Here is a 17027-nt window from a genome sequence, read left to right on the forward strand (position 1 = left end):
GTACCATGGAAATTGTCAACAACGACTACAGAATTCAGGCTGTGCTCGGTCGTCTCGAAGCGGTCATCGACAACGAGAACGCTAGGATCGGCAAGGAACCTGACTTCGATTTCAAACTGTCGAACGCCCATAAGAGCCGTTGCCTCTACGAACTCACCATGCTGATCCGCGACGTCGAAAGCCCGAAGATCGCCGAAGTGCATCGCCAGCAGATCCTCGACATCAAGGAAAAGCTCGCCATCAATACCCGCCGCGTCGAAGCGAGCATGAAGGCCGTCAAGGCGGTCGTTGAACTGCTGAAGGACGCGCAGAAGAATGCCGAGGACGATGGCACCTATTCGCTGCAACAGTTCGCTCGTGAGGCGCAATGATAAAGCTGATTGCCACAGGGGTCCTGGTGCTTGTCATGACCCTTGGCGGCGTCTTCGCCGCCGTCAAGTTTGGCCAGCCCCCCGCGGATGATCACAAGGTCGATGCGCCGCCGCCGCCGCAATATGTGCAGGGCGATCTCATGACACTGCCTGTCCTTTCCAATGGCGCGGTGGCCGGCTACTTCCTGATACGCTCTACGCTTCTGGTCGACTCCGTCATCATGAAGGACGTCAAGGCACCGATGACGGCTTATATGACGGACGAGCTTTTCGGCCTGCTCGTCGGCGACAAGATCCTCGACGTCAAGGAGGTCGGCAAATTCGATGTCGCAGGCTTCAAGACCAAGATCAAGGATGGCATCAACGCCCGTATGGAAAAGCCGCTTGTCCGCGACGTGATGATCCAGCAGATGGATTACATCACCAAGGAAATCCTGGACGCCAGGGACTCCACCCGCAAGCCGCAGAAGATCGTGATCAACACCGATCCCGAGCCGCCAAAGGCGGCAGCAGCCACCCCATCCCATTGACGGCCGTGGAGCGGTCGGGCGTGTCGCGGTTCCCTCCGCAAACCCTTCTCGTCTTCTCAATTTCGCCCGGTAACGGAAGCTCCGTTCACGGGCGAAGCTTGTTAAGACCGCTTGTCCCAAAGAGCGGAATCCATCTTCCCAGGGCGCATTGGCAGAGGCCGCAATCGCGCATCAATGGTAAGGGGGGTGGCTGACTCTAGCGCCCGGTCAGCCGGGGCAGATGAAAAAGTGGAAGTGGCGGGCATCGGCCAAGCTGCGGCGGCTCGACCTCGCGCGATGTGGGTCAATAAAAGGACCGCACCAGCGAGCCGACCAGCAGGTTCCAGCCATCGATCAGCACGAAGAACAATATCTTGAACGGCAGTGAGATCGAGGTCGGGGGCAGCATCATCATGCCCATGGCCATCGTGATCGTTGCCACCACCATGTCGATGACAAGGAAGGGCAGGATGACGAGAAAGCCGATTTCGAAGCCGCGGCGGATTTCAGACAGCATGAAGGCCGGCACGAGGATGCGGTATTGCGGCTGCGTGCCATTCATCGTTTCCTGGCCGCGCTCACTCGCCAGATCGACGAAAAGGGCAAGATCTTTTGGCCGCGTATTGGCAAGCATGAAGGTACGGAAGGGTTCGGCTGCCCTCTCGATTGCCTGCGCCTCGGTAATCTGGTTCTGCATCATCGGCTGGATGCCATCGTTCCACGAGCGCTCGAAGGTTGGCGCCATCACGTAGAACGTCATGAACATCGCCATGCTCGTCAGGATCATGTTGGATGGCGTTGTGCCAAGCCCCATACCGGACCGAAGAATGGAAAAGGCGATGATGAAGCGGGGAAAGCTCGTGACCATGATCAGGATGCCGGGCGCGATCGAAAGGATCGTCAGCAATCCGAAGGTACGAATGATCCATGCCGCGGCGGAGCCGTCGACAGGCAGATTTAACAAATCTGCCGGTGACTGCTGCGCAAAAGCAATCCCTGGGATCAGGGCGAAAGCAATCAGGCAGATAAGGGTGCGAATCATTCTATCACGAAGGTTTTGAATAAAACCTTGGATACGCGTCCTTTCGTCCTGAGGTCAACGATCTCTCTCAGGTCATCCCTAAGATATTGAAAGCCACGCGGGCCCTGAATTTGCTGGAGAGGAACGGTTCTGATGTAGGCCATGAGCTCCTGGTGGAGTTCCTGAACCACGGCTGGGTCCGAAGGACCGTTAAATTGCAGTGCAAGTTCAAGCCTTACCCAATTTTCGGCAGGATAACCGAGATTGGTAATGATTGGATCGAGCGATACTAGGCTCGGACCTACGGGCGCGCCATGGCCATCCTTGGCGGGCTCGCCATGAGCCTCTGCTTTTGGTGCTTCGCCATGCTCTCCGGTCGCTGCAACTTCCGCCGGAGCCTCATGGGCCGGTGCGGCCGCAGCCGGTGGGGCGGGCACAAAGAGCATCTTGCCGACGAACCAGCCGCCGCCAAGACCCAGAAGACACAGCACTGCGATCGCGCCGATGGCCGGGATAGGCGAGCTCTTCTTCGGTGCCGGTCCTTCAAGTGCCAACTGGTCGGTCATAGGTCTGTTGCCTGTTTCTCAATTTGTACCCGGCTGGACGAGACAACCTCATCCGCCATGTCGAACGCCTCGCAAGATCGTGCCGCGATTTATTAGCATCGCATCTCGCGCGTCTTAGATCGGCGAGAAGAGGTCGACGACCTGCTGACCCACCGGTGGCTGCTGCACTTCCATGATGCGTCCGCGACCGCCGTAGGAAATGCGGGCCTCCGCGATCTTCTCGTAGGACACGGTATTCTCGGAATTGACGTCCTGCGGCCGGACGATACCCGCGACATTGAGAATGCGGATCTCGTGGTTGACGCGCACTTCCTGCGAACCGCTGATCAGCAGGTTGCCGTTTTCCAGAATGCCGGTCACAACCGCTGCGACGAGGAGCGTGAGCTTTTCTGCGCGGTTGATGGAGCCCTTGCCATTGGCTTCGCTGTCATTGTCGAAGCTTAAAGACGAGTCCGCCTTCGGCTTCCAGCCAAGGATTTCCGCATCTGCCTTCCAGCCGGTCTTTCGGTTGTTCTTGCGGCTGCGGTCGGTCTCGTTGTCGAACGACGCCTTGTCGTTGATCTGGATGTTCACCGTCAGAATGTCGCCGATATTGAGCGCGCGTGAATCCTTGAAGAGCGCCGCCTTGCTGTCGCTCCAGAGCGAATAGCCGCTTGCCGCGTGAAGCGGCTGCTTCGGATACGATGCCAGCTGCGGTGCCTGGTTGAACTGCAAGCCGCTGCCGATCGGGCTCATTGCCGGCGCGTTGCCGATTTCCTTGAGGGTCTGGTTTTCCGTGACGCTCTGGCACCCCGTGAGGATGCTCGCGGCTGAAAGGGCGAGAATGAGCGCTTTGTTCATGACGGATCTCTTGATGTGGTTTTATCGGTCGCGCTGGCCATGATCGAAGCGACGGTCGCCGCCTTCTTCGCGTTCATTTCGCTGAGGATCAGCCCGGATTGGCGCGGTGGCAGTTTCATGATGATGGCCGCAGCCATTCCCGGATCGAGTTCCTGAAGCTGGGGAGCAGCCGCATCCGCCTTCATCGTCTTGTAGACTTCGACGAGGTTGGTTTCTGCCTGCTTGAGGAAGTCGTTACGCCGTTGCAGCCAGTCTTCATACTCTGCCTTGCGGGCTTCCAGAATGGCAACACGCTCGTTGATGTCTTCCTGAAGCTTTTCGAGATCCTGTTTCTGCATCAGATAGCGCTGGTCGCGCGCCTGATCGACGATGTTGGTGCAGTACTGCTGGATTTCCTGTCCGCTGGTCTCGCCGGTGGTGACGCGCACCTGCTCCTGCGCACGCGCCGAAGGAAGCGAACCAGCGACCACGAAGAGTGCGAGAAGCACGCGTTGAGGCGTAAAGATCTTGGAAATGGCGATCGTCATTGTAGTACCAATTCTGCCTGGAGCGCACCTGCGGACTTGATGCCTTGGAGGATGGCGATGATGCCGTCCGGTTTGACGCCGATATTGTTGAGACCCGCCACCAGCGACCGGAGGCTTGGACCTTCGAGGATAGCAACCGGGCCACCGCTCTTCATAGCCTGGATGTCGGTCTGCTCCTGCACCGCGGTTTGTCCGCGTGAGAAGGGCGCTGGCTGCACGACCTGCGGCATTTCGGTGACCTGTACCGTCAGCGTACCGTAGCTGACGGCAACCCTCGAGACACGCACGTCTGCACCGATGATGATCGTGCCGGTCCGTTCGTTGATGACGACCTTCGCCGGCGTATCGGTTTCCACCGCAAGGTTCTCGATGCTTGCCATCAGGCGGGTAAGATCGGCTGTGCGGGGCTTCTGGATGTAGACGACCTGAGAATCGCGCGCCTCGGCGATCGGCTCGTTGTAGGAGGTGCGGGCGTAGTTGTTGATCGTATCGGCAATGCGAATGGCGGTGGAGAAGTCCGGGTTTCTCAGTTGCAGGACGAGATTAACGGAATCCTTGAACTGCGAGGGCAGCTCGCGCTCGATGATCGCGCCGCCTGGGACGCGACCGGCCGTCGTCACACCTTCCGTCACCTGTGCCGCCTGACCGCCGGCGTTGAAGCCGGAGACGATGACGGAGCCTTGAGCAACAGCGTAGATCTGGCCGTCGGCACCGGACATCGAGGTCATGATCAGCGTGCCGCCGCGAAGCGAAGAGGCATCGCCTAGCGAACTGATATTGACGTCCAGCCTGCTGCCGGGGCTTGCGAAAGGCGGCAGGTTGGCAGTCACCATGACGGCCGCGACATTCTTGGAGGAGGTCTGGTTGCCCTGCATGGAGATGCCGAGATTTTGCAGCATCGCCCGCATCGACTGCTCGGTAAAGGGCGAGGCACGCATATTGTCGCCTGACCCCTGCAGGCCGACGACAAGACCATAGCCGATCAACTGGTTTTCACGCCCTGACTGCAGTGACGCAATATCTTTCACGCGCGCCATCGTCTGGGCGAAGCCTTCCGGGGCGGCTGCGAGAAAAGCCATTGCCGCAACTGCCGCGGCGAAAAAACGCTGACGAAAACTCATTTTTGGAAAACCTCCACGGTCCCGTCGAGCTTCGCCGTTCCGCTCACCGTCACGCCGGTGTCCTTGTTGCGCACGCGAACGATATCGCCGGCCATGCCGTCTTCGATGGCAACGCCGGAGGCCGAAAGGTTCATGCCGTTATTGTTGTAGGTGATGCGCACGGCAGCGCCGCGTTCCACCGCATAAGGGTCGCGCAGGTCGCCGATCGGGATGGTGCGCCCGGCAACCAGTGTCCTTTTGGAGACCTTGCCCACCACTTCCTCGATCGACTGGGAATAGCCGGGAGCGATGTTGGGGTTGGTGACGGGAACTTCCGTCACCCGGCCTTGGGTGATGATCTCGCCCGAAAGAATCGTGACCGTGGGGACGACAGCGAACTTCTGCTGCGACATGGCACCGTGCGGAGCGCACATCGCAAAAGCGAGTGCCAACGCAAACGTCACCTTGTAACCTTGAACAGGCATGATTTTCGGGCGGAACTTCATGTTACCCTACCTTCCACTTATTTTAGGTTCTGACTGACGATCTGAGCCATCTGGTCGGCGGTGGTGATGACCTTGGAGTTCATCTCATACGCACGCTGGGCGGAAATCATGTCGGTGATTTCCTTGACAGAATCGACGTTGGACCCTTCCAGATAGCTCTGCTTCAGATAGCCGAAGCCAACCGACTGAGGCGTTCCGTCGACAGCCGCGCCCGAGGCATCCGTCTGGGCGAAGAGGTTGTCACCGAGCGGACGCAGACCCGCTTCGTTGGCGAAGTTGCTCATCGTCAGCTGACCGACTTCGGTCATCTGGTTCGACTGGCCGATACGCACCGAAACGATGCCGTCGTCGGTGATCTTGGTTTCGGTCGAGTCGGTCGGGATGGTGATGGCCGGCAGAACCGGGTAGCCATCCGTCGTCACCAGACGGCCGGTCGAATCCATGTTGAACGCGCCTGCGCGGGTGTAAAGCGGCGCGCCGTCCGGACCTTGCACGCGGAACCAGCCCTTGCCGACGATGGCAAGATCGAGCGTGTTGCCCGTCTGGGACACAGGTCCCTGGATGTGCAGCTTGCGCACGGCAGACGTCTGCACGCCGAGACCGATATTGGCGCCTTCCGGCACCATGGCCTGGTTGGCGCGGTTCATCACGCCCTGTGCACGCTCGGTCTGGTAGAGCAAGTCGGTAAATTCGGCGCGGCCACGCTTGAAGCCGGTGGTGTTGATGTTCGCGATGTTGTTCGCGATGACCTCAAGGTTTGTCTGCTGGGCATCCATGCCCGTTGCTGCGATTGCTAGAGCTCTCATTTCTTAGGTCCTCACGGGTCAAATCTGCATTTTAACGACATCGAGATAGGCCGAAACGAGCCTGTCTCTGAGCGCAACAGCGGTCCTCAGGGTCTGGTCGGCCTGCATGACGGCATCGACCACTTCGCGGGTATTGGCCTTGCCCTGCATGCCAGCGAAGGACATGGCTTCGCTGTTCTTGAGCGAGTCGACGGCATCCTGCGCAACGCCGCCAAGAACGCTGGCGAATGTCGGGCCAACCGTCGCGGTTGTGGCCGTGGTGACGGCGGCACCCGCAAGCGAGGTCAGGCCACTGGCAATGCCCTTGATGCTGTCTGTTGCGGAGTTGTTGGTCAGCGATTTGATGTTGCTGATAGATTCGATCATCACTGAGCCTTCAATAGGTCGATGGTTGAGGAAATCAGATCACGCGTCTGCTTGATGACCTGGAGATTGGCTTCGTAGCTGCGGTTGGCTTCGCGAAGGTCGGCCATCTCGATCAGCATGTTGACGTTTGGCAGCTTCACCACGCCTTTTTCATCGGCCGCCGGGCTGTCCGGGTCGTATTCCTCGATGAAGTTGGAGCGGTCGTAGCCAAGCTTCTTCACCTCGACGAGGTTGGTCCCCGACGCGCGATCCAGCTCATTGGCAAAGGTAATCGTCTTGCGGCGATAGGGGTCGGCGCCCGGTCCGTCGCCTGTCGTGCGGGAGTTGGCGATGTTTTCCGAAACGATGCGCAGGCGCGTTGCCTGTGCTTCCATTCCGCTGCCTGCGATCTTCAGCGAGGTTGATAATGAGTCCATCTTACTTGCCCACCGCGGTCATCATCATTGAGTGGAAGGTGCGAACGAGCTGCGTGTTCAGTTCGAACTGACGCTTGATTTCGCCGGTCTTGGCCATTTCCGTTGAAAGCGAAACGGTGTTGCCGGATGCCTGAACACCGATTTCATTGTTCAGTGGAGCGTCCCTCAGGCCGATCTTGCCAGCGCCGGTCACGCTCATTTCCATATGCGCCGGGTTCGTGCGCGCCATCTGCATGCCAGCCGTCTTCAGTTCAGTTTCGAACGGAACGACTTCCTTGGCGCGATACTGCGGCGTGCTCGCATTGGCGATGTTCGTGGCGACAACTTCCTGACGGATTGAGAGCCACTCGGCCTGCCGGGAGGCCAGCGCAAACAGCTGAATGGGCTGCATGACAATTCTCCGTGTTTAATCTGCCTCCGGTCTAGACCCACAATCTTGCGCGGGACTTACCCGCGGGTCGGGCATTCATTTGGTGGGCGTCACTTCCACAATTCGCCGTAGCATTAACCATTTGTTTGCCATGGCGCTTTAGATTTCGTTGATATTTCCGCCAGACGGACGGCTCTTACATCCCTGCGGGTTCGCAATGGCTCTTCATACGCAAACATATGTCGGTTCGGTTACGGAGCAGGCTGCGGCAGGCAGATGGCGGCGGTTCGTCGTTCCCGCGGCTCTCGTTCTGGCGTTCGGGGCCGCCGGTGCTATCCTGCCGTCCGCATTCCTTCCATCACCGTCTGCAGGATATGTCTCGCATGCCGTCGTCAGAGTTTCAGCCCCAGGGGGGAACCCAGTCGATACCGGCCGGCTAGCTGCTTCCATGCAGCAGAGCCTACTGTCCCCGGTGTCTCTGACGCTTGCCATTTCAGAGCTGAAGCTCAAGGCTGGCGATGTTACGGGCATTGTGGAAGAGGGGCGCCTCGCCATGCTGGCGAACCTGCTCTTGGGTGACGTGCAGCAAGCAACCCCCGTCAACGCCATCGAAGACGCGCTTCGTCAGTCCGTCAAAATCACCTCGGCATCGAAGGCGGACGTCGATGTCGGTGTTACCGCCGCAACGCCGAAGGCCGCTGAGCGGATCGTTGATTATCTTGCTCGCCAGGTCGTCAAAGGCGTGGGCGGCGATCATGCCGAACCCGCCTTGCAGGCGGTAGAGAAAGCACGCACCGCGCTCGACGCGGCGGAAGGCGCACTGACCGGATTTCAGATGCGCCACGGCAACGATATTGTCTCGCGTATCCAGGGCCTGCAGCAATCGCTTCATGAGGCGGACGCAACGATTGCGGCTTTGGGCGAGAAGGAGCACGACCTCGCCCAGGCTGTGACCAAAGTCTCGGCGATGAAGACGGACGACGTGCTGACGAAAGCATTGCCGCCGCTTCCCGTTTTCGAAGCTCTTGCGCCCGTCAGAGACAACTACACCACTGCAAAGCTTGCGCTTGACGACGTCAATGTCGATCACGGACCGAAACACCCGCGCACCATTGCGGCCCAAGGCGCTGTCGATGCCGCAAGATCTGCCGCCATGCCGGCTCTGCGCCGTGCGCTGGACGGTGCCAAGGCGGAGTTGAAGGACGTTGCCGCCACGCTTGACGCTGAGACCCGCGCGAAAGCCGCCGTTGAAGAACAATTGCGCGCTATGGGTAACGCACCGGAAGAGCTTGCCAAGCTGGAAACGGCTCTCGAAAAAGCCCGGCGCGAATATCTGGCGGCAAGCGAAAAGGCCGGTCCCTTCGCAGCACCGACCGTGACGGCCGCGATCGCCAAACCCGCATCACCCGCGGTTCTGCAGGAAGAGGGTATTCTGCCGCAGATGATACCTGGCGCGATGGCAGCTGCCGGCGCTCTGGTGGGAGTACTACTCGCGCTCTTCCTCATCAGCTTCCGCCGCACGGAGACGCAGGACCGGGTCGGGGCCGCCATTCAAATGGCAATAGAGGCGGAGACGGCTTTTGAGGCCGCCCCTGCAAAGGCTGAAGCGCATGATGAACGGTTCGAGATCGAGCCGGATATCTTCCATGATCTGGTCGAGGACGACGTCGAGCCCGTCTATGCCAGCGAGCGATACGATGTGACCGAAGACGATATCTGGGAGTACGATCTCCACGATGAGCCTGCCAACGATATCCCGCTCGATGAACGTGTCCGTCAGGTCCTGCTCGCCAACCGCGTCCGGTATGCGGAGACGGCACAAAAGGAGGATGGCTTCTGTCTACCGCCCTTGCTGGCCGCCGCACTGGAAGGCAAGGCAGATCATGCGCAGGCCGAAACGGACGAGCTACGAACGCTTCGACAGGAACTCGCTTCGCTCAAGCAAAGATTGAACGGCTTTGTCGAAGACGACATGCGGCGTCGCGGTTGATCCACTGATTTTCCCTTGCAATCTGTAGCTTCGCGCAGCATTAGGGGTTTTACCCCTCAAGGCTGGTTTGCGGGTTCTCAGGAGGCAGGCATATGGTGGTTGTGATCGACGGCAAGGCCAAGGCGGCATCCGTGACGGATGCTGTGCGAGACGCGGCTGAGCGTCTGGAGAATGAGACCGGCAAGAAGCCCGGTCTCGCTGTCGTCATCGTCGGCGATGATCCTGCAAGCCATGCCTATGTGAACTCCAAGAGCAAGATGGCCAAGCAGTGCGGTTTCAACTCCGTCCAGCATACACTGCCGGAAGAAACGACACAGCAGGAGCTTGCTACCCTGGTCGCGACCCTGAATGCGGACGCATCGATCCACGGCATTCTCGTTCAGTTACCGCTTCCAAAACACCTCGATTCCGATCCGATCATCCAGTCGATTCTGCCGGAAAAGGATGTCGATGGTCTGAGCGTCTTGAATGCCGGAAAGCTCGCTGTCGGCGATCTGAAGACAGGCCTGCTCTCCTGCACCCCGGCTGGTGCCATGCTTCTGGTTCGCAGCATCCATGGCGATGATCTGTCCGGCCTGAACGCCGTGGTAATCGGTCGTTCCAACCTGTTCGGCAAGCCGATGGGTCAATTGCTGCTCAACGCCAACGCAACGGTGACGATGGCGCATTCGCGCACCAGAGATCTGGCCTCCGTCTGCAAATCCGCCGACATTCTGGTTGCCGCGGTCGGTCGCGCGCAAATGGTGAAGGCCGATTGGGTCAAGCCCGGCGCGACCGTTATCGATGTCGGCATCAACCGCATTCCCGCACCCGAGAAGGGCGAGGGCAAGTCGAGGCTCGTCGGCGATGTGGCGTTCGAAGAGGCTAGTGCGGTCGCTGCGGCCATCACGCCTGTCCCGGGCGGCGTTGGCCCGATGACGATTGCTATGCTGATGGCCAACACGGTGATTGCTGCGCACAGAGCGCTCGGCAAAGACGCGCCGACGTTCTAATCCAGTTACCGAGGAGCGGGGCCGGTGGAGGCGCGCACCACCAGTTCCGCTTTCCACAACTCGTGAAACGGCTCGTTTTGCCCGGTCTTGATCTGGGCAATCAGCCGTTCGGCAACGCGCATGCCTGCTGCTCGAAGCGAAGACCGTGTCGTGGTCAGCGGCACGGAAAAGTTCACCGGCTTCAAGAGTGGCAGCACGTCGTCATGGGCGATGAGGGAAATATCCCGCCCGGGGCGCAGGCCCCGCTGGTTGAGCGAGCGGATGGCGCCGAGCGCAAGTGCGGTGGAGGCACAGAGAACGGCGGTCGGCTGTTGCGGCTGGTCAAGCAGCCGCTCCATCATCAAGAACCCGGCTTCGTCGGTCATCACGCTGTGGCTGACCTTGTCAGGATCAAGTGAATGGCCCTGAGCGGCCAATGCCGCTTCCACACCGCGGTAGCGACGGAATGTAAAGTCGTAACCCTCCGGCCCATTGATCAGCGCGATATTTTCATGGCCGAGTTGGAGCAGCAGCGATGCGGCGTCATGAAAGGCGCCCTCATTGTCGACATCGAGATAGGGATAGTCCGGCTCGATCCCCCAGGAGCGGCCGTGCACCATGAAAGGGATCGACAGACTCTTCATCATCGCGATGCGACGATCGTTCTTTTTCATATAGGCGAGATAGATACCGTCGACCGTGCCATTGGCGGCGAGATCCCGCAACGCTTCGTCCTCGTCACGCGGATCGGTCGGCATGATAACGAGGTGAAACCCGTTTCTTGCCGAGACCTCCCCAAGCCCGTTGAGGAATTCCCCGAAGTGAACGTCGGATTGATGTTCTGCACCCGTGGGCATCACGAGACCGATGGAGCCGACCTTGCCGGTCGCCAGCCGCTGCGCTGCCGCGTTGGGTCGATATCCGTTCTGGCGCGCCGCCTCGATGATCTTCCGGCGCGTCTCGGCATTGACTTCGGGATAGCCGTTCAGGGCGCGGCTGATCGTCGTCTGAGAGATGCCAAGCAACTGCGATAGTTGTTTCAGATTCATGCCCAGCCTCCCTCTGCTGCTCAAGCCCGCGGACCTTGGAAAGGGACGGCTCCTCCACCGTCTCCAAACCGCTTTGAAGGCTAGCAAGTGTTGAGGCGCTAGACAATTCAAAAAGCTCTGCTGCAGCGCAAATACAGTCTCCCGCACAGCAAAAGGGGACCAAACTTGGGATGATCATCAACCCTCTTGACTCTGAGCAATTCTCAATGAGATGAATAGGCAGCCAAAGCGCTTTGAAAAGACACGCCGAAGCCGATTAATGTGATGGGAGGTAGATCACATGAAAAAATTATTTTTAACGACCGTTGCCGTAGCCACGCTTCTGTCGGGCGCATCCTTTGCCGCCGAACTCAAATTCAAGCCGGGTGAAGACAGCAAGTTCAACTGGAAGAGCTACGAAGCCTTCAAGACCGCCAATTCCAGCCTGAAGGGCGAGACGCTGACGATCTTCGGACCGTGGCGCGGCGAAGACGAAGCGCTGTTCCAGTCCGTGCTCGCCTATTTCGCCGATGCGACCGGCGTCAATGTCCGTTACTCGTCTTCGGAAAATTACGAGCAGCAGATCGTCATCGACACGCAGGCCGGCTCGCCTCCAAACGTCGCGATCCTGCCGCAGCCGGGCCTTCTGGCTGACCTCGCCGCCAAGGGACTTCTCACTCCGCTCGGTGACGAGACGGCAAATTGGGTGAAAGAAAATTACGGCGCGGGCCAGTCCTGGGTCGATCTTGGCATGTACAAGAACAAGGACGGCAACAAGGCCTATTTCGCCTTTCCGTTCAAGGCCGACGTGAAGTCGCTTGTCTGGTACGTTCCTGAGAACTTCGAGGAAGCCGGTTACAAGGTACCGGAAACCATGGAAGATCTCGTCAAGCTCAGCGACCAGATCGTGGCCGATGGCGGCACGCCATGGTGCATTGGTCTCGGCTCTGGTGGCGCGACCGGCTGGCCGGCAACCGATTGGGTGGAAGATTTCATGCTGCGCACGCAGCCGCTCGATGTCTACCAGAAGTGGACGACGAACGAGGTAAAGTTCAACGATCCGCGTGTCGTCGCCGCCATCGATGAATTCGGCAAGTTTGCAAAGAACGACAAGTATGTTTCGGGCGGCGTTGCCGCTGTCGCCTCGACAGACTTCCGCGACAGCCCGAAGGGTCTCTTCGACATTCCGCCGAAGTGCTACCTGCACCGTCAGGCTTCCTTCATTCCATCCTTCTTCCCCGAGGGAACGAAGGTCGGGACGGATGTCGACTTCTTCTACATGCCGACTTTCGCCTCCAAGGCCGATCTCGGCAAGCCGGTTCTGGGTGCTGGAACGCTCTTCACCATCACCAAGGATTCCAAGGCTGCGCGTGCGCTCGTCGAATTCCTGAAGACGCCGATCGCTCACGAAGTCTGGATGGCGCAATCCGGCTTCCTGACACCGTTCAAGGGCGTCAACAAGGACGCCTATGCCAATGATCAGGTGAAGCGTCAGGGCGAGATTCTGACGACGGCCACCACCTTCGGCTTCGACGGTTCCGACCTCATGCCCGGCAAGATCGGCGCTGGCGCGTTCTGGACCGGCATGGTCGATTTCGTCGGCGGCAAGTCTGCCGAGCAGGTCGCCAACGATATCCAGAAGGCCTGGGACGGCTTGAAGTAATTCTCAGATCCAGCCCGGCAGTTATCTCTGCCGGGCTGTCATCGAAAGAACGGCGCGGGAAACGCGCCGAATATAAGTAAGATCGGGGAGGGAATGATGATCACGCAAATCGTATCCGCGCTGGGTGTCGTTATTGTCGGCGTCTTTGCCTGCGCCGCCTATTACTGGCTGTCGGACAAGGCGTTGCAGTTTATTTTTCCGGTGCGGGACGGCGATGTCATTCATGCGTCGCGCAATCTCAACCGGCGCGCCGCCATTCGTCCCTGGCTCTTCGTCGGACCAGCCCTGCTGCTGCTTGCCATCTATCTTGTCTACCCGGTCGTTGCGACCTTCATCCTGTCTTTCTACGATCGGACAGGAGCCAATTACGTCGGCTCTGCCAACTACGTCTGGGCCTTCTACGACGCTGGCTTCCGCCAGTCGATCTTCAACAACATTCTCTGGCTTGCGGTCGTCCCCGCCGCTTGCACCTTTCTGGGCCTGGTCATCGCGGTCATGACCGACCGCATCTGGTGGGGCAATATCGCCAAGTCCATCGTCTTCATGCCGATGGCGATCTCCTTCGTCGGCGCCTCCGTCATCTGGAAATTCATCTATGAGTATCGCGGCGAGGGCCAGACGCAGATCGGCCTTCTCAATGCGCTGGTGGAGTTCTTCGGCGGCAATCCGCAGGTGTGGATTTCCATGCCCTTCTGGAACAACTTCTTCCTGATGGTGATCCTGATCTGGATCCAGACGGGCTTTGCCATGGTCATTCTGTCGGCAGCGCTTCGCGGCATTCCGGAAGAAACCATCGAGGCGGCGGTCATCGATGGCGCCAATGGCTGGCAGATTTTCTGGAAGATCATGGTGCCGCAGATCTGGGGGACCATCGCGGTCGTCTGGACCACCATCACCATTCTCGTCCTCAAGGTCTTCGATATCGTGCTGACCATGACCAATGGCCAGTGGAACACCATGGTCCTCGCCAACCTCATGTTCGACTGGATGTTCCGTGGCGGTGGCGATAGCGGGCGAAGTGCGGTCATTGCGCTCGTCATCATGGCGGCCGTCACACCGATCATGATCTGGAACATCCGCCAGGCGAACCGCGAGATGGAGGGCCGTTGATATGAACATCGCAACCCGTCTGCGCCGTATTGGCCTGCCCCGCCTCATCGTTCACGCCAGCGTCCTCTTCATCGTTCTGCTCTGGCTTCTGCCGACGCTCGGCATTCTCGTCAGCTCGCTGCGAGACAAGGACCAGATCGTCGTTTCCGGCTGGTGGACGGCCTTCTCCAGCTCCAACCAGACGCAGGCGCTGCGCCTTGGCGATCCATCGACACAGACCCAGCAGGGCGATCGCTTCGTCATTGCCGGCAATGTCTTCGGTGAAGGCAAAAGCGGCCATGTTTCGGCCTACGGCGTGCGCGTTCAGGAACCGGCAGCCTTCAAGGCCGGGACGTCCGCCGATCTCGGTGATGGCGAAACGCTTCAGCTCAACGAGGACGGCAGCTATCAATATAGCAAGAATGCCAGCTTCGAAGGATCGCGCGCAAAACGCGTCTATGTCGTGGTTTCCACGCCACCGATCTTCACGCTCGACAATTACCGCACCGTTCTCCTCTCCGAAGGCATCGGCCAGTCCTTCGTCAATTCGCTGACGGTTGCCATCCCCGCAACGATCATTCCGATCCTGATTGCCGCTTTCGCTGCCTACGCGCTCTCATGGATGCGCTTCAGCGGTCGATCCTTGATGATTGCACTGGTGGTTGGCCTGATCGTCGTGCCGTTGCAGATGTCGCTCATTCCTTTGCTGCAACTCTATAACTCCATCGGCAACATCTTCGGCATACCGTCCAAGACCTATGCCGGGATCTGGCTGGCGCACACCGCCTTCGGTCTGCCGCTCGCCATCTATCTGCTGCGCAACTATATCTCCGGGCTGCCGAAGGAAATCATCGAGAGCGCCCGTGTCGATGGCGCCAGCGATTTCGAGATTTTCGTCAAGATCGTGCTGCCGCTTTCCTTCCCGGCGCTTGCCTCCTTCGCCATCTTCCAATTCCTGTGGACGTGGAACGACCTTCTCGTCGCCATGGTCTTCCTCGGCACACAGAAGGATGAGCTGGTGCTGACCGGCGCATTGAACGCGCTGCTCGGCTCTCGCGGCGGCAACTGGGAAATTCTCACCGCGTCGGCCTTCGTCACCATTATCGTGCCGCTTTGCGTCTTCTTCGCGCTCCAACGCTACCTTGTGCGCGGCCTCTTGGCCGGCTCCGTCAAGGGAGGCTGATCGAACCCATGAATGCTTTCAATCAACAGGACACTACCATGACCGCGACCGTTTCTTCCGCCCTTACTCCGGACAAGGATTGGTGGCGCGGTGCCGTGATCTATCAGATCTATCCGCGCTCCTATCAGGACTCCAACGGCGATGGCATCGGCGATCTGAAGGGTATCACCTCCAGGCTTGAGCACATCGCCAATCTCGGCGCGGATGCAATCTGGATTTCGCCCTTCTTCACCTCTCCCATGAGGGACTTCGGCTACGACGTGTCGAACTATGTCGATGTCGATCCGATGTTCGGAACGCTCGCCGATTTCGACGGTCTGATTGCAGAAGCCCATCGCCTGGGTATCCGGGTGATGATCGATCTGGTTCTGTCGCACACCTCCGACCAGCACCCATGGTTCGTTGAGAGCCGCTCCAGCCGCAGCAACCCGCGCGCCGACTGGTATGTGTGGAGCGATGGCAAGCCGGATGGCACGCCGCCCAACAACTGGCTCTCGATCTTCGGCGGTTCCGGTTGGCAGTGGGACCCGACCCGCATGCAATATTACATGCACAACTTCCTGACCTCGCAGCCGGATCTAAACCTGCATAATCCGGAAGTGCAGGAAGAGCTGCTCAACATTACCCGCTTCTGGCTGAAGCGCGGCGTCGATGGCTTCCGTCTCGACACGATCAATTTCTACTTCCACGACAAGGAACTGCGCGACAACCCGGCACTGGCGCCGGAACGCCGCAACGCCTCAACCGCGCCTGCCGTAAACCCCTACAACTTCCAGGAACATATCTACGACAAGAACCGTCCGGAAAACCTGGAATTCCTCAAGCGCTTCCGTGCCGTACTGGATGAGTTCCCGGATATCGCCGCCGTCGGCGAAGTCGGTGACAGCCAGCGGGGTCTTGAAATCGTCGGCGAATATACATCCGGCGATGACAAGATGCAGATGTGCTATGCGTTTGAATTCCTGGCACCAGATGCGCTGACCCCCGCCCGTGTTGCAGAGGTTCAGGCAGCCTTCGCTCAAGCCGCACCTGAAGGCTGGGCCTGCTGGGCTTTCTCCAACCACGACGTCGTGCGCCACGGGACGCGCTGGGGTGAGACGGTCGAGGACAAGGATGCCTTTGCCAAGGTGCTTTCGGCTCTGTTGATGACGCAGCGTGGCTCTGTCTGCATCTATGAGGGCGAGGAGCTTGGCCTGACGGAAGCAGATATCGCGTTTGAAGATTTGCAAGACCCCTATGGCATTCAGTTCTGGCCGGAATTCAAGGGCCGCGACGGCTGCCGCACGCCGATGGTTTGGGATGCCGGCCACGCGCAGGCGGGCTTCTCCACCTCGGATAAGACCTGGCTTCCCATTCCTGCCGAACACAAGAAGCGCGCGGTCAGCGCCCAGCAGGGCAACGAGGCGTCCGTTCTGGAGCACTACCGTCGCTTCCTCGCCTTCCGCAAGCAGCACCCGGCTTTCGCCAAGGGCAAGATCGAGTTCCAGGACGCGGACGCGACCGTCTTGAGCTACACCCGCACACTCGGCAACGAAACCGTTCTTTGCCTCTTCAACCTCTCGGCAGTGCCAGCACCGGCAAAGCTGCCGGATGGCGAGTGGAACGAGCTGGAAGGCCATGGCTTTTCGGCTGAACGGAATGGCACAACCGTAGAACTTCCGGCATGGGGCGCGTTTTTCGCCCGCCACGCGTAATACCATAGGGA

General features: G+C 59.3%; 19 protein-coding genes. 8 read left to right on the forward strand and 11 right to left on the reverse strand.

Going from position 1 to position 17027, the window contains the following annotated elements:
• Positions 1–5 precede the first annotated feature (5 nt).
• Both EYC79_RS04905 and EYC79_RS04910 read left to right on the forward strand, forming a co-directional pair.
• Entirely contained in the window at positions 6–371 is a 366-nt protein-coding gene (locus tag EYC79_RS04905; protein ID WP_062426057.1) for a hypothetical protein, read from the forward strand.
• On the forward strand, positions 368–901 hold the full coding sequence (locus tag EYC79_RS04910) for a hypothetical protein (RefSeq protein ID WP_062438749.1): 534 nt from the start codon (positions 368–370) through the stop codon (positions 899–901). The genes EYC79_RS04905 and EYC79_RS04910 overlap by 4 nt, the downstream gene beginning before the upstream one ends.
• 283 nt (positions 902–1184) lie before the next feature.
• Here EYC79_RS04910 and fliP read toward each other — a convergent pair whose 3' ends face one another.
• The 10 genes from fliP to flgB form a co-directional block, all read right to left on the reverse strand.
• A complete protein-coding gene (gene fliP, locus EYC79_RS04915) occupies positions 1185–1922 on the reverse strand; it encodes a flagellar type III secretion system pore protein FliP (protein ID WP_062426055.1) in 738 nt (245 codons plus the stop codon).
• Positions 1919–2467 carry a flagellar basal body-associated FliL family protein gene (locus EYC79_RS04920; RefSeq protein ID WP_113266224.1) on the reverse strand — a complete coding sequence of 183 codons (549 nt, stop codon included), beginning with the start codon at positions 2465–2467 and terminating at the stop codon, positions 1919–1921. Before EYC79_RS04920 ends, fliP begins: the two co-directional genes overlap by 4 nt.
• 114 nt (positions 2468–2581) lie before the next feature.
• Positions 2582–3307 carry a flagellar basal body L-ring protein FlgH gene (flgH, locus tag EYC79_RS04925; RefSeq protein ID WP_062438741.1) on the reverse strand — a complete coding sequence of 242 codons (726 nt, stop codon included), beginning with the start codon at positions 3305–3307 and terminating at the stop codon, positions 2582–2584.
• Positions 3304–3834, reverse strand: a complete 531-nt coding sequence (locus EYC79_RS04930; RefSeq protein WP_062426052.1) for a MotE family protein — start codon at positions 3832–3834, stop codon at positions 3304–3306. The genes flgH and EYC79_RS04930 overlap by 4 nt, the downstream gene beginning before the upstream one ends.
• Positions 3831–4955, reverse strand: a complete 1125-nt coding sequence (locus tag EYC79_RS04935) for a flagellar basal body P-ring protein FlgI (protein ID WP_113178530.1) — start codon at positions 4953–4955, stop codon at positions 3831–3833. The genes EYC79_RS04930 and EYC79_RS04935 overlap by 4 nt, the downstream gene beginning before the upstream one ends.
• Positions 4952–5440, reverse strand: coding sequence for a flagellar basal body P-ring formation chaperone FlgA (gene flgA / locus EYC79_RS04940; RefSeq protein WP_082479160.1), 489 nt, complete (start codon positions 5438–5440; stop codon positions 4952–4954). The genes EYC79_RS04935 and flgA overlap by 4 nt, the downstream gene beginning before the upstream one ends.
• A 17-nt stretch (positions 5441–5457) precedes the next feature.
• On the reverse strand, positions 5458–6246 hold the full coding sequence (gene flgG, locus EYC79_RS04945) for a flagellar basal-body rod protein FlgG (protein WP_062426049.1): 789 nt from the start codon (positions 6244–6246) through the stop codon (positions 5458–5460).
• 18 nt (positions 6247–6264) lie between these two features.
• Positions 6265–6612, reverse strand: a complete 348-nt coding sequence (fliE, locus tag EYC79_RS04950) for a flagellar hook-basal body complex protein FliE (protein WP_062426048.1) — start codon at positions 6610–6612, stop codon at positions 6265–6267.
• Complete coding sequence (flgC, locus tag EYC79_RS04955; RefSeq protein WP_062426047.1) at positions 6612–7028, reverse strand: flagellar basal body rod protein FlgC; 417 nt, start codon at positions 7026–7028, stop codon at positions 6612–6614. Before flgC ends, fliE begins: the two co-directional genes overlap by 1 nt.
• Before the next feature lies 1 nt (position 7029).
• Complete coding sequence (gene flgB / locus EYC79_RS04960) at positions 7030–7419, reverse strand: flagellar basal body rod protein FlgB (protein WP_062426046.1); 390 nt, start codon at positions 7417–7419, stop codon at positions 7030–7032.
• 196 nt (positions 7420–7615) lie between these two features.
• Between flgB and EYC79_RS04965 the strand changes: the two genes are divergently transcribed.
• Entirely contained in the window at positions 7616–9388 is a 1773-nt protein-coding gene (locus EYC79_RS04965) for a GumC domain-containing protein (protein ID WP_130977308.1), read from the forward strand.
• A 92-nt stretch (positions 9389–9480) separates the two neighbouring features.
• Positions 9481–10380 (forward strand): bifunctional methylenetetrahydrofolate dehydrogenase/methenyltetrahydrofolate cyclohydrolase FolD, encoded by a 900-nt coding sequence (folD, locus tag EYC79_RS04970; protein ID WP_130977309.1) that lies wholly within the window; start codon positions 9481–9483, stop codon positions 10378–10380.
• Between the two features lie 5 nt (positions 10381–10385).
• On the opposite strand, the gene EYC79_RS04975 is transcribed toward folD, so the two are convergent.
• Complete coding sequence (locus tag EYC79_RS04975) at positions 10386–11414, reverse strand: LacI family DNA-binding transcriptional regulator (RefSeq protein WP_280956447.1); 1029 nt, start codon at positions 11412–11414, stop codon at positions 10386–10388.
• Between the two features lie 274 nt (positions 11415–11688).
• On the opposite strand from EYC79_RS04975, the gene EYC79_RS04980 reads away from it, so the two are divergent.
• From EYC79_RS04980 to bglA, 4 genes are all read left to right on the forward strand, one after another.
• Positions 11689–13050: an ABC transporter substrate-binding protein gene (locus EYC79_RS04980; RefSeq protein WP_130977311.1), complete on the forward strand. Its 1362-nt coding sequence runs from the start codon at positions 11689–11691 to the stop codon at positions 13048–13050.
• Between the two features lie 96 nt (positions 13051–13146).
• Complete coding sequence (locus EYC79_RS04985; protein WP_111848389.1) at positions 13147–14160, forward strand: carbohydrate ABC transporter permease; 1014 nt, start codon at positions 13147–13149, stop codon at positions 14158–14160.
• A 1-nt stretch (position 14161) separates the two neighbouring features.
• Positions 14162–15322 carry a carbohydrate ABC transporter permease gene (locus EYC79_RS04990; protein ID WP_111848263.1) on the forward strand — a complete coding sequence of 387 codons (1161 nt, stop codon included), beginning with the start codon at positions 14162–14164 and terminating at the stop codon, positions 15320–15322.
• A 38-nt stretch (positions 15323–15360) separates the two neighbouring features.
• Positions 15361–17016, forward strand: a complete 1656-nt coding sequence (gene bglA / locus EYC79_RS04995; RefSeq protein ID WP_130977312.1) for a beta-galactosidase BglA — start codon at positions 15361–15363, stop codon at positions 17014–17016.
• Positions 17017–17027 lie beyond the last annotated feature (11 nt).

Source organism: Agrobacterium cavarae (assembly GCF_004310285.1).
In the GTDB taxonomy this organism is placed as follows: Bacteria; Pseudomonadota; Alphaproteobacteria; order Rhizobiales; family Rhizobiaceae; genus Agrobacterium; species Agrobacterium cavarae.

What these genes read in the sequence shown, in the direction of transcription:
- EYC79_RS04905 (WP_062426057.1), top strand. Translation starts at nt 6, where the DNA reads ATGGAAATTGTCAACAACGACTACAGAATTCAGGCTGTGCTCGGTCGT.
- EYC79_RS04910 (WP_062438749.1), top strand. Translation starts at nt 368, where the DNA reads ATGATAAAGCTGATTGCCACAGGGGTCCTGGTGCTTGTCATGACCCTT.
- fliP (WP_062426055.1), bottom strand. Translation starts at nt 1,922, where the DNA reads ATGATTCGCACCCTTATCTGCCTGATTGCTTTCGCCCTGATCCCAGGG.
- EYC79_RS04920 (WP_113266224.1), bottom strand. Translation starts at nt 2,467, where the DNA reads ATGACCGACCAGTTGGCACTTGAAGGACCGGCACCGAAGAAGAGCTCG.
- flgH (WP_062438741.1), bottom strand. Translation starts at nt 3,307, where the DNA reads ATGAACAAAGCGCTCATTCTCGCCCTTTCAGCCGCGAGCATCCTCACG.
- EYC79_RS04930 (WP_062426052.1), bottom strand. Translation starts at nt 3,834, where the DNA reads ATGACGATCGCCATTTCCAAGATCTTTACGCCTCAACGCGTGCTTCTC.
- EYC79_RS04935 (WP_113178530.1), bottom strand. Translation starts at nt 4,955, where the DNA reads ATGAGTTTTCGTCAGCGTTTTTTCGCCGCGGCAGTTGCGGCAATGGCT.
- flgA (WP_082479160.1), bottom strand. Translation starts at nt 5,440, where the DNA reads ATGAAGTTCCGCCCGAAAATCATGCCTGTTCAAGGTTACAAGGTGACG.
- flgG (WP_062426049.1), bottom strand. Translation starts at nt 6,246, where the DNA reads ATGAGAGCTCTAGCAATCGCAGCAACGGGCATGGATGCCCAGCAGACA.
- fliE (WP_062426048.1), bottom strand. Translation starts at nt 6,612, where the DNA reads ATGATCGAATCTATCAGCAACATCAAATCGCTGACCAACAACTCCGCA.
- flgC (WP_062426047.1), bottom strand. Translation starts at nt 7,028, where the DNA reads ATGGACTCATTATCAACCTCGCTGAAGATCGCAGGCAGCGGAATGGAA.
- flgB (WP_062426046.1), bottom strand. Translation starts at nt 7,419, where the DNA reads ATGCAGCCCATTCAGCTGTTTGCGCTGGCCTCCCGGCAGGCCGAGTGG.
- EYC79_RS04965 (WP_130977308.1), top strand. Translation starts at nt 7,616, where the DNA reads ATGGCTCTTCATACGCAAACATATGTCGGTTCGGTTACGGAGCAGGCT.
- folD (WP_130977309.1), top strand. Translation starts at nt 9,481, where the DNA reads ATGGTGGTTGTGATCGACGGCAAGGCCAAGGCGGCATCCGTGACGGAT.
- EYC79_RS04980 (WP_130977311.1), top strand. Translation starts at nt 11,689, where the DNA reads ATGAAAAAATTATTTTTAACGACCGTTGCCGTAGCCACGCTTCTGTCG.
- EYC79_RS04985 (WP_111848389.1), top strand. Translation starts at nt 13,147, where the DNA reads ATGATCACGCAAATCGTATCCGCGCTGGGTGTCGTTATTGTCGGCGTC.
- EYC79_RS04990 (WP_111848263.1), top strand. Translation starts at nt 14,162, where the DNA reads ATGAACATCGCAACCCGTCTGCGCCGTATTGGCCTGCCCCGCCTCATC.
- bglA (WP_130977312.1), top strand. Translation starts at nt 15,361, where the DNA reads ATGACCGCGACCGTTTCTTCCGCCCTTACTCCGGACAAGGATTGGTGG.